Source organism: uncultured Agrobacterium sp., assembly GCF_913777885.1.
Classification (GTDB): Bacteria; Pseudomonadota; Alphaproteobacteria; order Rhizobiales; family Rhizobiaceae; genus Agrobacterium.
The window spans coordinates 104,399-122,116 of record NZ_CAJYTV010000016.1 but is presented as its reverse complement, the minus strand read 5'-3'; the positions used below and the strand labels follow the sequence as shown (position 1 = coordinate 122,116).

16 protein-coding genes, 1 tRNA gene and 1 other RNA gene are annotated in these 17,718 nt (G+C 58.5%); 10 read left to right on the top strand and 8 right to left on the bottom strand.

What is annotated here, in order from left to right; genetic code table 11:
* Positions 1 to 11 precede the first annotated feature (11 nt).
* The 3 genes from QZ869_RS14150 to ffs all read right to left on the bottom strand — a co-directional run bounded on the left by QZ869_RS14150 (position 12) and on the right by ffs (position 2,459).
* Positions 12 to 335: a YbaB/EbfC family nucleoid-associated protein gene (locus QZ869_RS14150; RefSeq protein ID WP_296015885.1), complete on the bottom strand. Its 324-nt coding sequence runs from the start codon at positions 333 to 335 to the stop codon at positions 12 to 14.
* Between the two features lie 73 nt (positions 336 to 408).
* Positions 409 to 2,283 (bottom strand): DNA polymerase III subunit gamma/tau, encoded by a 1,875-nt coding sequence (locus tag QZ869_RS14145; protein ID WP_296105552.1) that lies wholly within the window; start codon positions 2,281 to 2,283, stop codon positions 409 to 411.
* A 79-nt stretch (positions 2,284 to 2,362) separates the two neighbouring features.
* Positions 2,363 to 2,459, bottom strand: an RNA gene (gene ffs / locus QZ869_RS14140) — signal recognition particle sRNA small type.
* 132 nt (positions 2,460 to 2,591) lie between these two features.
* On the opposite strand from ffs, the gene QZ869_RS14135 reads away from it, so the two are divergent.
* Positions 2,592 to 2,996, top strand: coding sequence for an HIT domain-containing protein (locus QZ869_RS14135; RefSeq protein WP_296015881.1), 405 nt, complete (start codon positions 2,592 to 2,594; stop codon positions 2,994 to 2,996).
* Positions 2,996 to 3,964, top strand: coding sequence for an NAD(+) diphosphatase (gene nudC / locus QZ869_RS14130; protein ID WP_296015879.1), 969 nt, complete (start codon positions 2,996 to 2,998; stop codon positions 3,962 to 3,964). The genes QZ869_RS14135 and nudC overlap by 1 nt, the downstream gene beginning before the upstream one ends.
* A 25-nt stretch (positions 3,965 to 3,989) precedes the next feature.
* Here nudC and QZ869_RS14125 read toward each other — a convergent pair whose 3' ends face one another.
* Together QZ869_RS14125 and QZ869_RS14120 are read right to left on the bottom strand one after the other, a co-directional pair.
* A complete protein-coding gene (locus QZ869_RS14125; RefSeq protein ID WP_296015878.1) occupies positions 3,990 to 4,850 on the bottom strand; it encodes a prephenate dehydratase in 861 nt (286 codons plus the stop codon).
* 16 nt (positions 4,851 to 4,866) lie between these two features.
* Positions 4,867 to 5,616, bottom strand: coding sequence for a 3-deoxy-manno-octulosonate cytidylyltransferase (locus QZ869_RS14120; RefSeq protein WP_296105550.1), 750 nt, complete (start codon positions 5,614 to 5,616; stop codon positions 4,867 to 4,869).
* Positions 5,617 to 5,765: 149 nt separating this feature from the next.
* Between QZ869_RS14120 and QZ869_RS14115 the strand changes: the two genes are divergently transcribed.
* Positions 5,766 to 6,347, top strand: a complete 582-nt coding sequence (locus tag QZ869_RS14115) for a cytochrome c family protein (protein ID WP_296015874.1) — start codon at positions 5,766 to 5,768, stop codon at positions 6,345 to 6,347.
* 63 nt (positions 6,348 to 6,410) lie between these two features.
* Here QZ869_RS14115 and QZ869_RS14110 read toward each other — a convergent pair whose 3' ends face one another.
* From QZ869_RS14110 to QZ869_RS14100, 3 genes are all read right to left on the bottom strand, one after another.
* The gene (locus QZ869_RS14110) at positions 6,411 to 9,542 is read right to left on the bottom strand and encodes an efflux RND transporter permease subunit (protein ID WP_296105549.1); all 3,132 of its coding nucleotides are present in this window, start codon (positions 9,540 to 9,542) and stop codon (positions 6,411 to 6,413) included.
* Entirely contained in the window at positions 9,539 to 10,828 is a 1,290-nt protein-coding gene (locus QZ869_RS14105; RefSeq protein WP_296105545.1) for an efflux RND transporter periplasmic adaptor subunit, read from the bottom strand. Before QZ869_RS14105 ends, QZ869_RS14110 begins: the two co-directional genes overlap by 4 nt.
* 249 nt (positions 10,829 to 11,077) lie before the next feature.
* Positions 11,078 to 11,167, bottom strand: a tRNA-Ser gene (locus tag QZ869_RS14100).
* A 225-nt stretch (positions 11,168 to 11,392) separates the two neighbouring features.
* Between QZ869_RS14100 and QZ869_RS14095 the strand changes: the two genes are divergently transcribed.
* From QZ869_RS14095 to QZ869_RS14065, 7 genes are all read left to right on the top strand, one after another.
* Complete coding sequence (locus QZ869_RS14095; protein WP_296105543.1) at positions 11,393 to 11,710, top strand: hypothetical protein; 318 nt, start codon at positions 11,393 to 11,395, stop codon at positions 11,708 to 11,710.
* Between the two features lie 64 nt (positions 11,711 to 11,774).
* Positions 11,775 to 12,425: a peptide-methionine (S)-S-oxide reductase MsrA gene (gene msrA / locus QZ869_RS14090; protein ID WP_296105541.1), complete on the top strand. Its 651-nt coding sequence runs from the start codon at positions 11,775 to 11,777 to the stop codon at positions 12,423 to 12,425.
* Between the two features lie 214 nt (positions 12,426 to 12,639).
* The gene (locus QZ869_RS14085) at positions 12,640 to 13,632 is read left to right on the top strand and encodes a BMP family ABC transporter substrate-binding protein (RefSeq protein ID WP_296015861.1); all 993 of its coding nucleotides are present in this window, start codon (positions 12,640 to 12,642) and stop codon (positions 13,630 to 13,632) included.
* Between the two features lie 76 nt (positions 13,633 to 13,708).
* On the top strand, positions 13,709 to 15,220 hold the full coding sequence (locus tag QZ869_RS14080) for an ABC transporter ATP-binding protein (protein WP_367115333.1): 1,512 nt from the start codon (positions 13,709 to 13,711) through the stop codon (positions 15,218 to 15,220).
* 12 nt (positions 15,221 to 15,232) lie between these two features.
* A complete protein-coding gene (locus QZ869_RS14075) occupies positions 15,233 to 16,336 on the top strand; it encodes an ABC transporter permease (RefSeq protein ID WP_296015860.1) in 1,104 nt (367 codons plus the stop codon).
* A 4-nt stretch (positions 16,337 to 16,340) separates the two neighbouring features.
* The gene (locus QZ869_RS14070; RefSeq protein WP_296015858.1) at positions 16,341 to 17,312 is read left to right on the top strand and encodes an ABC transporter permease; all 972 of its coding nucleotides are present in this window, start codon (positions 16,341 to 16,343) and stop codon (positions 17,310 to 17,312) included.
* 3 nt (positions 17,313 to 17,315) lie between these two features.
* Complete coding sequence (locus QZ869_RS14065; protein WP_296015856.1) at positions 17,316 to 17,717, top strand: cytidine deaminase; 402 nt, start codon at positions 17,316 to 17,318, stop codon at positions 17,715 to 17,717.
* The last annotated feature ends 1 nt before the right edge of the window (position 17,718 follow it).

Below are 17,718 nucleotides of genomic sequence, written 5' to 3'. Positions count from 1 at the left end.
AGCGTCGGATATTAGAATGGAAACTTCATGCCTGGCGGGATCGGCAGGCCAGCCGTAATACCGGCCATCTTCTCCTGAGCCTGGGCCTCACCCTTTTCCTTCGCATCCTTATGGGCTGCAACAATCAGGTCTTCGAGGATTTCGACTTCGTCTTCCTTGAAGAGTGACGGGTCGATCTTCAGGCCGCGCATTTCGCCCTTGCCATTGAGGGTAACGGTCACGAGGCCGCCGCCGGAGCTGCCGTGGACTTCGAGTGCGGCAATTTCTTCCTGCACCTTCTCCATCTTGGCCTGCATTTCCTTGACCTTGCCCATCATGCCCATAATGTCACGCATGGCTGAAACTCCTGTTTTTGTTGTTGGGGCGGTTGATCCGAACACGGCTACGGTCGTCAACTCTGCCGTTTTCTCAAAACTCGATATCGTCGCCGGGAAGAATATCGCCTTCACTCGATTCGGCAACGGAAGGCGGGCTTACGTCTTCGACTTCTTCCTGAACGGCTGCACGAATGCGCACATCGGTGATCTTTGCGCCGGGGAACTGCGAGAGGATGGCTGCAACATCCGGATCCTGCCGCGCATCGACCAGACGCGCGTCACGCGCATTGCCTTCCGCTTCGACGAGAGTCGGCTCACCCTCGTCCTTGCTGAGGCTGATGATCCAGTGGATGCCTGTCCATTCCTTCAGCTTGACGCCAAGTTCGCCGGGGAGCGAGCCTGGCGCGCCTTCGCCAAGACGCATATCAAGACGGCCAGGCTCGATCTTCACCAGACGCACGAAATTGCGGACTTTAGCCCGTATGACTGGATCTCGATTTTTCTGCGCCAGATCGGCAATATCCTGCACCGATTTGACCGGCACTTTCGGTTCAGGCCGTTCCTCGGTACGGGGTGCCGCGACCTGCATGTCCTGCGGGCGGCTATCCGGCACGGCGCGCAGCATGGCAGTCGGCTGGGGCGCGGATTGCATCTGCGGCGATGTCTGAGCTGAGGCGACGGCCTGCGTCGAGCCATAGGCGCGTGCGCCGCCACCATGACCATTGCCCCCACCGCCAGCGGAACCGCCAGTCGGCATGGCGCCAGCGCCATTCGCGAGTTCCTCGAGACGACGGGCCGCATCTTCCGGCGCCGGCAGGTTGGCAGCGTGCGACAGGCGGATCAATACCATTTCGGCGGCACCGGCAGGGCGCGAAGCGTTCTCCGTTTCGGGAATTCCCTTCAACAGCATCTGCCAGATGCGCGACAGGGTGGAGACCGCAACACTATCGGCAAATTCTGTACCGCGAAGGCGCTCGACCTCCGACAATGACGGATCTTCCGAAGCGTCCGGCACGTATTTCATGCGGGTGACCAGATGAGTAAAGTCAGCCAGATCGTTCAGGACAACAACGGGATTGGCGCCCGCTTCATATTGCGCATTGAATTCGGACAGTGCCGCTGCGACATCGCCCTTGATGATGTACTGGAAGAGATCGACGATGCGCGCACGATCGGCAAGACCGAGCATGCCGCGCACGGCATCCGCCTCCACGCGACCGCTGCCATGGGCAATTGCCTGATCGAGCAGAGACAGACCGTCACGCGCCGATCCTTCTGCCGCACGCGCAATCATCGACAGCGCCTGCGGCTCGGCTTCGAAACCTTCCTTGGATGCGATTGCCGTAAACAGGCCGACAAGGTCCGCGGCACTGATGCGGCGAAGATCGAAACGCTGGCAGCGCGATAGAACGGTGATCGGAACTTTGCGGATTTCGGTGGTGGCGAAGATGAATTTCACATGCTCGGGCGGCTCTTCGAGCGTCTTCAGCAGGCCGTTGAAAGCCTGTGTCGAGAGCATGTGCACTTCGTCGATGATGTAGACTTTGTAGCGCGCCGATACAGGGCGATAGCGCACCTGCTCGATGATCTCGCGAATGTCGTCGATGCCGGTGTGCGAGGCGGCGTCCATCTCGATCACATCGACATGACGGCCTTCCATGATCGCCTGGCAATGCTCGCCCGGAACGCGCAGGTCGATGGTTGGCTTGTCGATCTCAGGCGTCTTGTAGTTCAGCGCCCGCGCCAGAATACGAGCCGTGGTGGTTTTTCCCACGCCGCGAACGCCGGTCAGCATATAGGCCTGGGCGATACGGCCGGTTTCGAACGCGTTGGTCAGCGTGCGAACCATCGGCTCCTGCCCGACCATCAGATCGGAGAAATCCTTCGGGCGGTATTTACGCGCCAATACCCGGTAACCCGTACCCTGCTCTTTTGTCTGGGGCATGTTGGTTCCGGTGTCGCTCATCGCCTCGCCAGTTTTCGAAGTGGGGCCCGCTTCAGGCTGAACTGGCCCGGCGAAGCAGAGCGTGTCTTAAGAAGAAGAGGTGGGAGGCTGGCACGGCGACCCGTGCCTGGCTCGTTAGGGCTGCTTCCTTCCGGACCTGACCCGGTTGGCGAGTGGCTCGTCCACCACCAACCTCCCGGCGCCACATATCGGCAATAATAGAAGCAAATGCAAGTCAGGCCTTGAAAAAACTGCTATCTCTGTGAAAACAGGTCACTATTGAGCGCGAACTGCGGCGCAAGACCGCAGATTATTTTAGGGAGGATGCCTTGGGCCCATTCCACCTGGACGAAAGACTGGCGCGCGACAGCGTGCTGATCACCACACTTGGCCTGTGCCAGTTGCGTCTGCAAAACGATTGCCGCTGGCCATGGGTCGTGCTGGTTCCGCAGCGAAACGATGTCAGCGAATTGTTCGATCTTACGCCGCTCGACCAGGCAGTGCTGACGTTTGAGACCAACCTCGTCGCCTCGGCGCTGAAAGAGGTGACGGGAGCGGTCAAAATCAATGTCGGCGCTCTTGGAAACATCGTTCGCCAGCTCCATGTCCATATCATCGCCCGCAACGAGGGCGACCCCTGCTGGCCGGGACCGATCTGGGGACAAGGCACCCCTGTCCCTTATGCGGAACATGACAAGCAGGATTTCATCAAGAAACTGGCTGGCGCACTCTGATGACTTCACATCGCATTTTCGAGACCACCTCGCCGCATCCCGAACCGTCCGCTCTCACCGCATTCGCCCAGAACGATCTTGAGCGGCTTGCCGAAAACCGCAACGAGACCTGCGTGGCCGACGCCCTCAAGGTAGAGGGGATGCATCTTCTTGCCTTTGCCGGTAACAAGCTGATCCTCAAGCATGACGATCAGGTTCTCGACCCGTTGTTTGCCGCTTACGAGTTGGCAGAACTGGAGCCCGATTTCGAGCAGGCGATCCTGCTCGGCTACAAGCAGAATGGCGAGCCGCGTATCGCTGTCCCGATCAAGGTGGCAGAAGACACGCTTGCCAGCCATTACAAGGCAGCAGACGCGCGTACGCTGTACCGTGATCAGCTAATCGGCGAAGAACTCTTGGGCGAGGTGGCGCAAGCCGTCAGCCTGATGAACTGGAACGCCGACAATCGCTTCTGCGGTCGATGCGCCGGTCAGATGGAGCTTCGCATCGGCGGCTACAAGCGCATCTGTTCCGGTTGCGGACATACCATCTTTCCGCGCACCGATCCCGTCGTCATCATGTTGACGATCGATCTGGAGCGGGATCTCTGCCTGCTCGGTCGCGGCGCGCATTTTCCGCCGGGCATGTATTCCTGCCTAGCAGGCTTCGTGGAGCCGGGGGAGACGATCGAAAACGCCGTGCGTCGCGAGACCCGGGAAGAGGCTGCCATTCAGGTGGGACGCGTTCGCTACCATGCCTCACAGCCATGGCCGATGCCACACACGCTGATGATCGGCTGCTTTGCCGAAGCGCTGTCCTTCGATATCAGCCGGGACGACGCCGAATTGGAGGATTGCCGCTGGTTTACCCGCGCGGAAGTAGCCGAGCTTCTGCAGATGACGGGCGCGAATGGCCAGTTACCGCCTCCGAAAGGCGCCATCGCCCATCGGCTGATGCGCGATTGGATCGAGTGGGACGGGGCGGCCTAAGCCTCCCCGCCCGCCCACGCAAAAGTCAGACGGTGTTGAATTTTCCGCGCATCGCATGTCCCTTGTAAACGCCGAGAATGCGGACCTTCTCAGAGAAGAACCTTAGCTCTTCCAGTGCATGGCGCACGGGTTCGTCTTCCGGATGCCCTTCGATATCCGCATAGAACTGTGTTGCGACGAATTTGCCACCGATCTGGTAACTTTCGAGCTTCGTCATGTTGATCCCGTTGGTGGCAAAGCCGCCCATGGCCTTGTAGAGCGCTGCCGGAATATTGCGCACGTTGAAGACGAAGGTGGTGACAATCAAATCCTGCGCAGACGTCCGCTTCACCCATTGCTCATCGCGCGAGAGCACGACGAAACGGGTGACATTGTTTTCCGAATCCTCGACGTTTTCGGCGATGATATCGAGACCGTAGAGCGAGGAGGCCAAACGCGGCGCAAGGGCCGCCATGGTCCGATCACCCTTTTCCGACACCAGTTTCGCGGCACCGGCGGTATCGCCTGCGACAATTGCCTTCCAGCCATTGGAGCGAATGATCTTGCGGCACTGCCCAAGCGCGTGGATGTGACTGTGAACCGTCTTGATCTCGTCCTTTTCGACACCAGGCAGCACCATCAGCTGAAAACGGATCGGCATGAAATATTCGCCAATGATATGAAGGCGCGATTCCGGCAGGAGGTGGTGGATATCTGCCACGCGTCCGGCCAGCGTGTTCTCGATCGGGATCATGGCGAGATCGGCTTCACCATTTTCAAGCGCGTTGAACGCATCTTCAAAGGTCGGGCAAGGCAGCGGATCCATATCCGGAAAGACATCCCGGCAGGCCATGTCGGAATTTGCGCCGTAGTCGCCCTGAAAGGCAATGCGATTGCTGCTGGTCATGGTGCGATCTTCAATTCTATCTGTTGGCAAGGATTTTGCGGGCCATTTCGAGCTGCGGCTGCGTGTCGACACCAAGCGGAACCGAGTGGACGATTTCCGCATCGATGCGCATTCCCGCTTCCAGCGCGCGCAATTGTTCAAGGCTTTCACGAAGCTCAAGAACAGACGGCTTCAGTGACACGAATTTCTCCAGCGCCGCACGCCTGTAGGTGTAAAGCCCGATGTGGTGATAGAGCGGACCGTTGCCGTAAGGTGCGGTTGTCCGGGTGAAATAAAGAGCACGAAGACGGGTCTCGGAAACAGGGCTACCGACGATCTTGACGATGCTCGGATTGGTCTTTTCATCCTCGTCGGTGATCGGCACGGTCAGCGTGGCGATATCGACATCCGGATCGTCCATGGGCAGAAGCGAGGCGCGAATCGTTTCCGGCTCGATGGTCGGAAGGTCGCCTTGAACATTGATGACGAACTCGGCGCGACCGTCCGGATCGGCTTTCTGCAATGCTTCATAGATGCGATCGGAACCGGATTGATGATCATGACGCGTCATGATGACATCGAAACCGGCGTCGTTGACGGCCTGAAAAACGCGCTCATCATCGACCGCAACGACGATGCGTTCGGCACCGGCTTCGCGGGCGCGCATGGCAACCTGAACGATCATCGGCTTGCCGTTTATATCGGCCAGAGGTTTGCCCGGAAGGCGGGTCGAGGCCATTCGCGCGGGAATAAGCACGATGGCTTTTTCGAAATTTCGATTATTCATCCGACACCCTTCAAATTCCGCCGGAAAAGTGGCAATACGTCACGGGGCGGAGAGCATATTCAAGTTGCGCAGGCTGTGCAAAAGCCATAGCTTTCACGCAATTTCAAGATGCCCGTTTCAAGCAAACGGTTGTGAGGGAGCGCAAATCAATGAATTCACGGGTTAACATGGCGGTCGGTGCCCTTCTTGGCACGGTCTTCGTCCTTATGACGGTATCGATAGCGTCGGACGGGATTTTTCATTCCGCTGCCCCGGAAAAGGAAGGCTATACGATCGTTGCAGAGACATCCGGTGGCGAGGCCGCTGGGGGCGCTGCCGAGGCGCCTGCAACGCCGATTGCCAAGCTTCTTGCAACTGCAGACGCCGCCAAGGGCGAAACCGTTTTCAAGAAATGCACGAGCTGTCACACCGGGGACAAGGGTGGCCCCAATAAAGTCGGCCCTAACCTTTACGACGTCGTCAACCGCCCGATCGCAAGCCACGAAGGCTTCAGCTATTCCGCGGGCATGAAAGACTTCTCCAAGGGCAGCTCCGAGAAGTGGGATTACGACCACCTCAGCTACTTCATTGAAGCGCCCAAGAAGCATGTTCCGGGCACCGCGATGGGCTTTGCCGGCATCAAGAAGGAAACCGAGCGTGCCGACCTGATCGCCTATCTGCGCACCCTTTCCGACAATCCGGCCCCGCTGCCCGATCCCAATGCACCGGCAGCACCGATGCCAACGAACTGAGCACGTCCGATTTCTTAAAAGCCCGGGAAACCGGGCTTTTTTTGTCTCTACTGATCTGCATCATCACGCAGCCGCTTTGTTTGGCTTGCTACGGAATTCAGTATTGGCCTCATGCGCAACCTTGTGACGCCTTGAGAACAGCCGACCGACACCCCGGCCTGCCCGCTCCATCTCGACGAAAATGACGGGGGTGATGAAGAGCGTCAGAACCTGCGACACCAGCAGGCCACCAACCACGGCAATGCCGAGCGGCTGGCGCAGCTCCGAACTGGCACCGGAGCCGAGTGCGATCGGCAGCGCACCGAGAAGCGCGCAGAAGGTCGTCATCATAATCGGGCGGAAACGGCGCACGCAGGCCTCGTGGATGGCAACCGCCGCCTCTTCCCCCTTGCTGCGCATATTGTCGACCGCCACATCGATCATCATGATCGCGTTCTTCTTGACGATACCGATCAGCATCAAGAGACCGATAAGGGCGATGATGGAGAAATCCATCCCCATGATTTCCAGCGCCAGCAGCGCGCCAAAGGCCGCTGCCGGCAGGCCCGACAGAATGGTGAGCGGGTGGATGAAGCTTTCATAGAGAACGCCAAGCACCACATAGATGGTCAGCACCGCCGCCAGGATCAGCAGGCCGGTATTGCCCTGAGACTGCTGGAAGATCGCTGCCGTACCGCCATAGGTGGTGAAGACGTCCGCAGGCAGATCGATCTGCGTCTTGATCTGGTCGATCCGTTGCATGGCCTGGCTGAGCGAAACGCCGTCCGGCAGGTTGAACGAAATGGTGGTCGAGACAAGCTGCCCGGTCTGGTTGATGGTGACGGGTGCCGGCTTGCGCTCCACCGAGGCAAAGTTCGACAGCGGCACCAGGGTGTTCGTCTTGGTGGAGAGGATATTGATGTCGCGCAGGAAATCATCCGTCCAAGGCTTGGAGCGATCGAACTCGACGATCACGTTGTAGCTGTTGCCGGTCGATTGAATCTGCGCGGCGTCATATCCGCCAAAGGCCATCTCCAGCGTCTTGCGCAGCTGATCATTGGTGATGCCGTAGGCTGCAGCCTTTTCCGAATCGACCACGATGGTTGCGGCAATCGCGCCGTTCTGCGCGTCGGATGTAACGGATGTGAAGGTCGGATCCTTGCGCATCTGGTCCATCAGTTTGCCCGACCAGGTGCTCGTGGCATCGGCGCTCAAGCCCTGCACCACAAGCTGATACTGCGAGGCGGAGCTGCGTCCACCGAAGCGCAGGCTCTGTTGAGGCGTAATGTAGGTCCTGACGCCTGGGATCTTGGCGGTCGCCTTCGTCAGCTCCGCCAACGTCTGCGATAGCGGCTCTCTGTTTTCCTTCGGCTTCAACTGCACGAACATGGAGCCGTTATTGAGCGGGCTGCGAGAGTTACCGCCGACGATGGACGTTAGGTGCAGAACTGCGGGATTTGCGCGGATCGCCGCCGCCACCTGATTCTGCAGATCGTTCATGGCCGCATAGGAGATATCCTCACGGGCGCGGGTCGAAACCGATAGCTGACCAATGTCTTCCTGAGGGAAGAAGCTGGACGGCAGGGTCCAGAACAGCAGGCCGGACGCGGCTACAGAGCCGAGGAAACACAGAAGAACAAAGCCGCGATGACGCAGGCACCACCCGACGGACCGGTCATAGACGGCAAGTGTGCGATCAAAGCCGGCATTGAACCAGCGGATTATCGTTGGCGGCCTCGACGAATGCGACGACAGGCGCGAGGCGAGCATGGGCGTGACCGTCAAGGACACCAACGCCGATGCCATGATTGCAAGCGTCACGACCATGCCGAATTCGTTGAACAGGCGACCGACCACCCCACCCATCAGGAGAATAGGGATGAACACTGCAACAAGCGAAATCGACATCGATAGAATCGTCGAGCTGACTTCCTTGGCACCTTTCAGCGCCGCCTCGCGCATGGGAAGGCCCTCTTCATGCAGGCGCAGAATATTCTCCAGCATGACGATCGCATCATCCACCACCAGGCCGACCGACAATGTCAGCCCGAGAAGCGAAATGTTGTCGATACTATAACCGAGGACATACATGGCGCCGAAAGCGGCAATCAGCGACAGGGGAACGGCAAGGCCGGGAATGATGGTCGCCGTCAGGTGGCCGGTAAAGAGATAGATGACCAGAACGACAAGAGCGATCGTCAGGAGGAGCGTGAACTGAACGTCGGATACTGCATCCTTGATGGCAACCGACGTGTCGTTCATCACATGAATGTTGATCGAGGGCGGCAATTGCTCGCGTAGCGCCGGCAGCTTGTCCTGAATGGCTTTCACCACATCGACGGTGTTGGCATCCGACTGGCGCTGGACCGCGAGAATGATGGCAGGCTCGCCATCGAACGAGCTGCCCGAATCCGGGTTATCCACGCCATCCTGCACATTGGCGACATCGCCCAAATGGATCGGCGCGCCGTTTGCGGTCGCGATGACCAGCGACTTGAACTCGTCCGCATTGGTTCTTTGCGTATCGGCATCGATCGTCAGGCGCTGGCTCTGATTTTGTAGCGCACCGACAGGCACCTGATTATTGGCTTGGGCGATCGCTGTCGTGACCGTATCGACACCGATGTTACGCGCTTGCAAGAGAGAGGGCTCAAGACCCACCCGTACCGCATAGGTCTTGGCACCATAGATGCTGACCTGCGCTACGCCTGAAATGGTGGACAGCAGCGGCGAAATCACGTTTTCCGCAATATCGTCAACTTTGCTGGCCGGCATCTCCTTGCTGTTGACGGCAAGAAGCAGAACCGGCGCATCCGCCGGGTTGGTTTTCCGATAACTCGGCGCTGTCGTCATATTGCTCGGCAACTGGCGCTGCGCGCGCGAAATAGCCGCCTGCACGTCCGCAGCCGCGGCATCAATATCGCGATTCAGATCGAACTGGATGACGATGGAGGTGTTGCCGAGGGTATTGCTCGCGCTGATTTCGCTGATGCCGGGGATCGTTTCGAACTGCTTGACGAGCGGCGTCGTGACCGACGTCGCCATGGTTTCCGGCGAAGCGCCGGACAGCGACGCCGATACGTTGATCGTCGGAAAATCCACCTTCGGGAGGGCGGCCACAGGCAGAAGCCTGTAACCCGCAAAGCCAGCGAGCGTCAGTCCGATTGCAAGGAGAATGGTAGCAACGGGCCGATGAATACAAAAGCGCGCAATCACTGGGCATTCTCCGCGGCAGGAGCAATCTGGGCGACTTTGTTTGCCTGATCGGCCGTGGCTCTCGGCGTGTCGACCACCGTCTGCCCGTCCGTCAGCTCCGACTGACCTTCCACGATGATTTTTTGACCGACCGAGATACCGCCGGCAATGGCGGTCATGTCACCGTTCGAGCGGGCGACCTCGACGGGCGTGACGTGAACCTTATGATTGTCATCTACCGTGTAGACGAACGACCCACTTGCGCCTGCTCTCAAGGCAACCGTCGGGATGACGATCTGCCTCTGATTGGACTGGAAGTGGACGGTGACATTGGCAGACTGGCCTGGCCAGACCAGACCCTTGTCGTTCTTGAACTCGGCCTTGACGAGCACTGTACCTGAGGCCTGATCGACAGAGTTGTCGAACAGTGCAAGCTTGCCCATGACGGGCGTTCCGCCTGTCGCAACCGGATCGATATCAACCGTCGCTCCATTTTTCAGCCCTTCATGGAGTTGCGTCAAATAGCGTTGCGGCAGCCGGAACTGCATGAAGATCGGGTCGTAGCGGGTGATGCTGACAATCGTCACGCCAGCACTGAGATAGGCGCCGGGGCTGATAGTGATGATCCCGAGACGGCCATTATAGGGCGCACGGATTTCCGTATCCTCAAGGATCGCCTGGTCTGATTGGAGGGTCGCCTTGTCGGCATCGACCTTGGCTGCAGCGGAATCGCGTGTCGCACGGGCCTGCTCCAGCACCTGTTGGGATTCAGCACTCTGCCTGGCAAGCGCGGAAGCGCGATCGAAGGCAGCTTGCGCCTGGGCGACGCTTGCCAGATCGGCGGCGATATTGGCCTTGTCCTTGGCAACGGCGGCGCTGGCGGATCGATCGTCCATCTTGACGATGAGATCGCCAGCCTTCACCTCCTGGCCGCTTGTGGCTGCGACCGAGGACACCGTACCTTGCTCGCGTGGGGCGATATTGGTGGAATCCGCTGCCACGGCCCAGCCTGTCGCCTCGACATCCATCGGCAGTGTCGCTTCTTCTACAGCGATGGTGGAGACCGCCGGTGGCCCGCCATTGCGACGACCGCCACCTTGGCCCCTGGAATGGTCACGCCCACCACCAGGCTGCGCTTCGGCACCCTTACCCTCGGGCTTGCCGTCTGCGTTGGAAGCAATGCGCGTCGCCTGTCCATGCGACGCAACGAAGGGCAGCGATTTCACATAGGGTATGGAGTCGCGGAACGGCCAAGCGGCCACAGCGGCGACAACGACAATGCTGACGAGTATCCAGAGCTTTTTCATGCGGGCGATCCGACTAGGAGAGAAGGCCGCGACACGCCACCGTACCGGAGAGACCTTGCAGGATCAGGAAACATCATCTCACGGCAAAATCACCTTAAGTTTTGGTAATATGGACAAAGTTTAATTTTGCGGAATCGGGATCAGATCACACTCTTGGGCTGACTTGATGGGGCGCCGAGCAACGATACCGGGGAGCAGCGGGCTTCCAGATGTCAGATCTAAAATGGTCGGAAAATTATTGTTGTGAGATGGCGGACAGGGTGGGATTCGAACCCACGGTACGCTTTCACGCACACACGCGTTCCAGGCGTGCGCCTTAAACCACTCGGCCACCTGTCCTTCATTACAATCTGCATGCTTTTGGAAATGCAAATCACTGGAACGGCGCGATATATACCGATGAATTCGCCGCGATCAACCCGATTCTGACAGTTTTTTAAAATGTCTGTGAAAAGGCTGGTTACGAGGAGATTGCAAACCACGCTCGCGGACCTTATCCAGAACCTAGAGAATGTCGTCTCAAAGGCGGCTGTCCCGTTTTAACGTGTGCCGGGGAGTCCTGCCATGAAAGCATTGTTGCGGTTTTTCAGCTTCCTGCTTCTTCTATGCGCCATCGCTGTCGGCGTCTTCGATTCCATCCGTTCGGTTTCGACTTCGTCCATCGATCTTTTAAGCTTTCGCGAAGGCTGGGCTGAGGTTTTTCCTTCCTCGCTCGCCATGGCAGAAAGCATGACGGCACACTATATTCATCCGGAAGCGTGGCGCTGGATCGACAACGGCTTGGATGCCGTCCCTGCCTTCGCGGTTCTCCTTGGTCTCTCTCTGCTGTCATGGATGGCGGGTTACAGGAAGCCAAGACCGCATGGTCGTTTTGCGGCCTGACGATACCAGCATCCCGCACGGTAAATGACCGGAGCGCGGCGCCGATCGCCGTAGGGAGACTGCAATGTTTGGATTCGACACTCTTTCCAAGAAGACCGTTATGCCAACAGCTGAAACCGCGATTGCGGGTCGCGACGAGGCGGTCGCTGTCCCAGAGCATCATTTCGTCAATGGCAGAAGCCTGAAAGGGCCATACCCTGAAGGCCTGGAGACGATCTATCTGGGGATGGGCTGTTTCTGGGGCGCGGAGCGGCTGTTCTGGAAGACACCCGGCGTCTACGTGACGGCTGTCGGCTACTCCGGCGGCATTACCCGCAACCCCCTTTATCAGGAAACGACAACAGGCCTGACCGGCCATGCGGAAGTGGTCAAGGTCGTCTACGATCCCTCGCAAGTGACGCTTGCCCAGCTTCTGAAGATATTCTTCGAGGAACATGACCCGACGCAGGGCATGCGCCAGGGCAACGATGTCGGCACCACATATCGTTCGGTGATCTATACGACGAATGATGCGCAACTTGCCGAGTCCAAGGCGGCCCGCGATGTCTTCCAGCAGTCGTTGGAGGCTGCGGGTCATCGTCCGAAGATCACCACCGAAATCGAGCCGCTGGATATTTTCTATTACGCCGAGGACTACCATCAGCAATATCTGGCCAAAAACCCTGGCGGCTATTGCGGGTTGAGGGGTACCGGAGTGACCTGCAACATCGCCTAGTTGTGCAGCAACTGCCCGGCGGAAGAGATTAAAAAACCACCAGAAAAGAGGTTTTCCACCGGGCAAAAAAAACGGGTGAATTTTTCTTACAGCCGTGCAAGGATACTCCCCACGCTCAGCCTTATGGGCTGGCTTTTCCGCAGAACATGCCCAGCATAAGGGCTTGCGGGAGGACCCTTTTTATAAAATTAAACTGCAACAACAGGGCTGCAAAATGAAAAAATCCCTTCTGACGCTTTTCGCGCTTGCTGCGATGTCGGCTTCCGCTTTGGCTGCGGATATCAAGCCTGCACTGGTCTACGGAACGGGCGGCAAGTTCGACAAGTCGTTCAACGAGGCTGCCGCTGCAGGTGCCGAGAAGTTCAAGGCTGAAACAGGCACAGAGTTCCGCGATTTCGAGCCGACCAGCGATACGCAGGGCGAGCAGGCGATCCGCAACTTTGCAAGCCGCGGCTTCAACCCAGTTGTTGCCGTGTCCTTTGCCTGGACCTCCGCCATGGAGAAAGTGGCTGCTGAGTTTCCCGACACCAAGTTCGTGATCGTCGACTCCGTTGTCGACCTGCCGAACGTCCGCTCGGTCGTCTACAAGGAAGAAGAAGGCTCCTACCTCGTCGGGCTTCTTGCTGGCATGGCTTCCAAGACCGGCAAGGTCGGCTTCATCGGCGGCATGGACATTCCTCTGATCCGCAAGTTCGCCTGCGGTTATGCCCAGGGCGCCAAGGCAGCCAACGACAAGATCGAAGTCTTCCAGAACATGACCGGCACGACGGGTGCAGCATGGAACGACCCGGTGCGTGGCGGTGAGCTGACCAAGAACCAGATCGACCAGGGCGCGGACGTGATTTACGCGGCAGCCGGTGCGACGGGTCTTGGCGTTCTGCAGACTGCAGCCGACAACAAGAAGTTCTCGATCGGCGTCGATTCCAACCAGAACCATCTTCATCCGGGCTCCGTTCTGACCTCGATGGTCAAGCGCGTCGATCTCGCCGTCTACAATGCGTTCAAGGACGTCAAGGACGACAAGTTCACCGCTGGCGTCAACGCGCTCGGCGTCAAGGAAGATGGCGTGGCTTATGCTGTCGATGACAACAACAAGGCTCTGATCACGCCTGAAATGGCGGCTGCAGCCGATAAGGCGAAGGCCGATATCATTTCCGGCGCCGTCAAGGTTCACGACTACATGTCGGACAATTCCTGCCCGAAATGATATGATATTTGACTGGGGCGCATGATGTTTTTCATCTTGCGCCCTTTTCATATCCAGCCTTCGGAGAGGTTTCGGTTTGAGTATGAACCCTGCAATCGAGCTCGTGGGCATCGACAAGAAATTCGGTGCCGTTCACGCCAATAAAAATATCAATCTGACCGTTGCCAAGGGAACGATCCACGGGATCATCGGGGAAAACGGTGCTGGCAAGTCGACCCTGATGTCGATCCTCTACGGCTTCTACCAGGCCGATTCCGGCGAAATCCGCGTCAACGGCAATCCCGTTGCCATCAAGGACAGCCAGGCAGCCATCGACGCCGGTATCGGCATGGTGCATCAGCACTTCATGCTGGTCGAGAATTTCTCCGTGCTGGAAAATGTCATGCTCGGTGCGGAAGGCGGTGCGCTTCTGTCCAAGGGCACGGCCGCTGTGCGCAAAGAGCTGAAGCGTCTGGAAGATGAGTATGGCCTAGAGGTCAACCCGGATGCAATCATCGAGGATTTGCCGGTCGGTCTTCAACAGCGCGTGGAAATCCTGAAAGCGATGTATCGCGGCGCGGAGATCCTGATCCTCGACGAGCCAACGGGCGTTTTGACGCCTGCGGAGGCCGATCATCTGTTCAAAATTCTGAGCGTGTTGCGCGACCAGGGCAAGACGGTCATCCTCATTACCCACAAGCTGCGGGAAATCATGGCGATCACCGACGAGGTATCCGTCATGCGCCGCGGAGAGATGGTCGCGACGCGCAAGACGTCTGAAACCACGGTCGAGGAACTAGCCGAGTTGATGGTCGGTCGCCGCGTTTTGCTTCGCGTGGAAAAGGGCGAAGCCAGCCCTGGCGATGTTCTTTTCTCGGTTCGTAACCTCACGGTTAAAGACGGCCGTGGCGTGACCATGGTGGACAATGTGTCCTTCGATGTCCGCGCTGGCGAGATTGTCGGCATTGCAGGTGTTGCCGGAAACGGCCAGTCCGAACTCCTGGAAGCCATCGCCGGTATCCGAAAGCCGCATTCAGGTGAAATTCTGATCAATGGCAAGCAGGTGGAGAAGGTCGATCCAGCTATCCTGCGTCAACTTGGTCTTGCCCACATTCCCGAAGACCGGCACCATATGGGCCTGGTTCTAAAATTCGAGGAATATGAGAACTCCATTCTCGGCTACCATCGTGATGAACGATACGGCAAAGGTCCATTTCTCGATCCGGAAGCGATCCGCAAGGATGCTGCCGAAAAGATCGAGAAATACGATATACGCCCGCCGAACGCCCGGCTGAAGACCGCGAATTTTTCCGGCGGCAATCAGCAGAAAATCGTGGTTGCGCGTGAGATCGAGCGCGATCCGAGCATGCTGATTATCGGTCAGCCGACGCGTGGCGTCGATATCGGTGCCATCGAGTTCATTCATCGCCGCATCATCGACATGCGCGATGCTGGCAAGGCGATCCTGCTTGTGTCCGTTGAGTTGGATGAGATCCGTTCGCTTTCGGATCGCATCCTGGTCATGTTCGCGGGTCGGGTTGTCGGAGAAAAGACGGCGGAAGCCGAAGAACAGACGCTTGGCCTGATGATGGCCGGCATTGCCGCATAAGGCCAAACACATATGAGTACAGCTTCCGTACCCCTCCCCGGTTGGATCAATTACGGCCTCCTGCCGTTTCTGAACCTCCTGACCGCCTTTTTCATCTCGGGCCTCGTCGTCTGGTCGATCGGCGAAGATCCCTTCGCTGCTCTTCGTCTGCTGATCGAAGGTGCGCTTGGACGCGGTGACGCCATCGGCTTCACACTGTTCTACACGACGAGCTTCATCTTTACCGGCCTCTCGGTCGCTGTCGCCTTCCATGCCGGGCTGTTCAATATCGGCTCGGAAGGCCAGGCCTATATTGGCGGTCTGGGCGCGGCGCTCGTAGCGCTCACGCTCGATCGTTACGTTCCCTGGTATGTGACGATGCCGTTTGCCGTGATCGGCGCGGCACTCTTCGGCGCGGCATGGGCGTTCATCCCCGGCTGGCTGCAGGCCAAGCGTGGCAGCCACGTGGTTATCACCACCATCATGTTCAACTTCATTGCTGCAGCCCTGATGGTGTATCTCCTCGTCAACGTGCTGATCGTGCCGGGCAAGATGGCGCCGGAAACACGCACCTTTCTTCCGGGCGGGCAGTTACCGAAGCTCGACTGGCTGATGGCACTCTTCGGGCTCAAGCTCGGTCCAGCGCCTTTCAACGTGTCGTTTATCATCGCGCTCGTCATGGCGTTTCTGGTGTGGGTACTGATCTGGCGCACCAAGCTCGGCTATGAGATGCGCACACTCGGCATCAGCCCTTCGGCTGCCGTCTATGCCGGTATTCCCTATTCACGCACGGTCATCATCGCCATGCTGATATCCGGCGGTCTTGCCGGGATGATGGCACTCAATCCGGTCATGGGGGCATCCGCGCGCCTTCAGGTGGAGTTTGTGGCCGGTGCCGGTTTCGTCGGAATTGCCGTGTCGCTGATGGGCAGAAGCCATCCGCTCGGGATCGTCTTTGCAGCCTTGCTCTTCGGCATTCTTTATCAGGGCGGCGCGGACCTTTCGTTTGAAATGCCCAACATCACCCGCGAGATGATCGTCGTCATCCAGGGTCTGGTGATCCTGTTTGCCGGTGCCCTCGAATATATGTATCGCCCCGCGCTTGTGCGCATCTACCAAAACTTTGTGAAGAGGTAAGGCCATGGAAACCTTCGACATGCTGGTCAGCATTCTCGGTTCGACCGTGCGCCTGACCATTCCGCTGCTGTTTACCGCGCTTGCCGGCCTGTTTTCCGAACGCGCCGGCGTGTTCGATATTGGCCTGGAAGGCAAGATGCTGGCGGCCGCCTTCGCATCCGCCTGCGTTGCCTATCTGACCAAAGACCCGTGGGCGGGGCTTGCCGCCGGTGTCGGCATCTCGATCTTCTTCTCGCTGGTGCATGGCTTTGCCGTCATTACCAATCGCGGCAACCAGATCGTCTCCGGCGTCGCCCTGAACTTCGTCGCAGCCGGTCTCACCGTCGTTCTCGGCCAGGCCTGGTTCGGCCAAGGGGGGCGCACGCCGCAGATCACCGGCGAAGGCCGCTTCACGCCGATCATTCTGCCGGGTGCGGACATGATGCGCGACGTGCCCTTCATCGGTCCGCTTTATGCCAACGTGATTTCCGGCAACAATATCCTGACCTATCTCGCCTTCCTCGCGGTGCCGATTTCCTGGTGGGTGCTTTACCGCACGCGCTTCGGTCTTCGCCTGCGTGCTGTCGGTGAGAACCCGGGTGCCGTGGATACAGCCGGCATTTCGGTGGCATGGATGCGTTTCCGCGCCGTCATCGTCGCCGGTTTCCTGTGCGGCTTCGCCGGTACCTATCTTGCCGTTGCACAGTCGGCGGCCTTCATTGCCAACATGTCTGCCGGCAAGGGCTATATTGCACTTGCCGCTCTGATCTTCGCCAAGTGGAAGCCGGTTCCGGTCATGTTTGCCTGCCTTCTCTTCGGCTTCCTCGATGCGATGGCGAACTTCATGCAGGGCAAGGCGATCCCCGGTATCGGTGAAGTGCCGGTGCAGATCTTCCAGGCGCTGCCCTATATCCTTACCTGCATTCTGCTTGCTGGTTTCATCGGCGTCGCAAAGCCGCCGAAGGCCGGTGGCGTTGCCTACTCCAAGGAGCGTTGATTGATGCTGAACGAACCGACGACACATGCGCTCTTCGAAGCCGCCCGTGAGGCCATGGGCTTTGCCCACGCGCCCTACTCGAAGTTTCCGGTAGGCGCTGCCATCCGTGCCGAAGATGGCAAGGTCTATAAGGGTGCCAATATCGAGAACCTGTCCTTCCCACAGGGTTGGTGCGCGGAGCCTTCCGCCATCAGTGCCATGGTGATGGGCGGCGCAAGGCAGATCAAGGAGATCGCCGTCATCGCCGAGAAGCTGGCGCTTTGCCCGCCCTGCGGTGGTTGTCGCCAGAAGATAGCCGAATTCGCAAGCGCCGACACGAAGGTCTATCTCTGCGACGAGACCGGCGTGCAGAAGGTGATGACCATGGACGAGCTCCTGCCCTTCAGCTTCAAGACCGAGTTGTAAG

What these genes read in the sequence shown, in the direction of transcription:
- QZ869_RS14150 (WP_296015885.1), bottom strand. Translation starts at nt 335, where the DNA reads ATGCGTGACATTATGGGCATGATGGGCAAGGTCAAGGAAATGCAGGCC.
- QZ869_RS14145 (WP_296105552.1), bottom strand. Translation starts at nt 2,283, where the DNA reads ATGAGCGACACCGGAACCAACATGCCCCAGACAAAAGAGCAGGGTACG.
- nudC (WP_296015879.1), top strand. Translation starts at nt 2,996, where the DNA reads ATGACTTCACATCGCATTTTCGAGACCACCTCGCCGCATCCCGAACCG.
- QZ869_RS14125 (WP_296015878.1), bottom strand. Translation starts at nt 4,850, where the DNA reads ATGACCAGCAGCAATCGCATTGCCTTTCAGGGCGACTACGGCGCAAAT.
- QZ869_RS14120 (WP_296105550.1), bottom strand. Translation starts at nt 5,616, where the DNA reads ATGAATAATCGAAATTTCGAAAAAGCCATCGTGCTTATTCCCGCGCGA.
- QZ869_RS14115 (WP_296015874.1), top strand. Translation starts at nt 5,766, where the DNA reads ATGAATTCACGGGTTAACATGGCGGTCGGTGCCCTTCTTGGCACGGTC.
- QZ869_RS14105 (WP_296105545.1), bottom strand. Translation starts at nt 10,828, where the DNA reads ATGAAAAAGCTCTGGATACTCGTCAGCATTGTCGTTGTCGCCGCTGTG.
- QZ869_RS14095 (WP_296105543.1), top strand. Translation starts at nt 11,393, where the DNA reads ATGAAAGCATTGTTGCGGTTTTTCAGCTTCCTGCTTCTTCTATGCGCC.
- msrA (WP_296105541.1), top strand. Translation starts at nt 11,775, where the DNA reads ATGTTTGGATTCGACACTCTTTCCAAGAAGACCGTTATGCCAACAGCT.
- QZ869_RS14085 (WP_296015861.1), top strand. Translation starts at nt 12,640, where the DNA reads ATGAAAAAATCCCTTCTGACGCTTTTCGCGCTTGCTGCGATGTCGGCT.
- QZ869_RS14075 (WP_296015860.1), top strand. Translation starts at nt 15,233, where the DNA reads ATGAGTACAGCTTCCGTACCCCTCCCCGGTTGGATCAATTACGGCCTC.
- QZ869_RS14070 (WP_296015858.1), top strand. Translation starts at nt 16,341, where the DNA reads ATGGAAACCTTCGACATGCTGGTCAGCATTCTCGGTTCGACCGTGCGC.
- QZ869_RS14065 (WP_296015856.1), top strand. Translation starts at nt 17,316, where the DNA reads ATGCTGAACGAACCGACGACACATGCGCTCTTCGAAGCCGCCCGTGAG.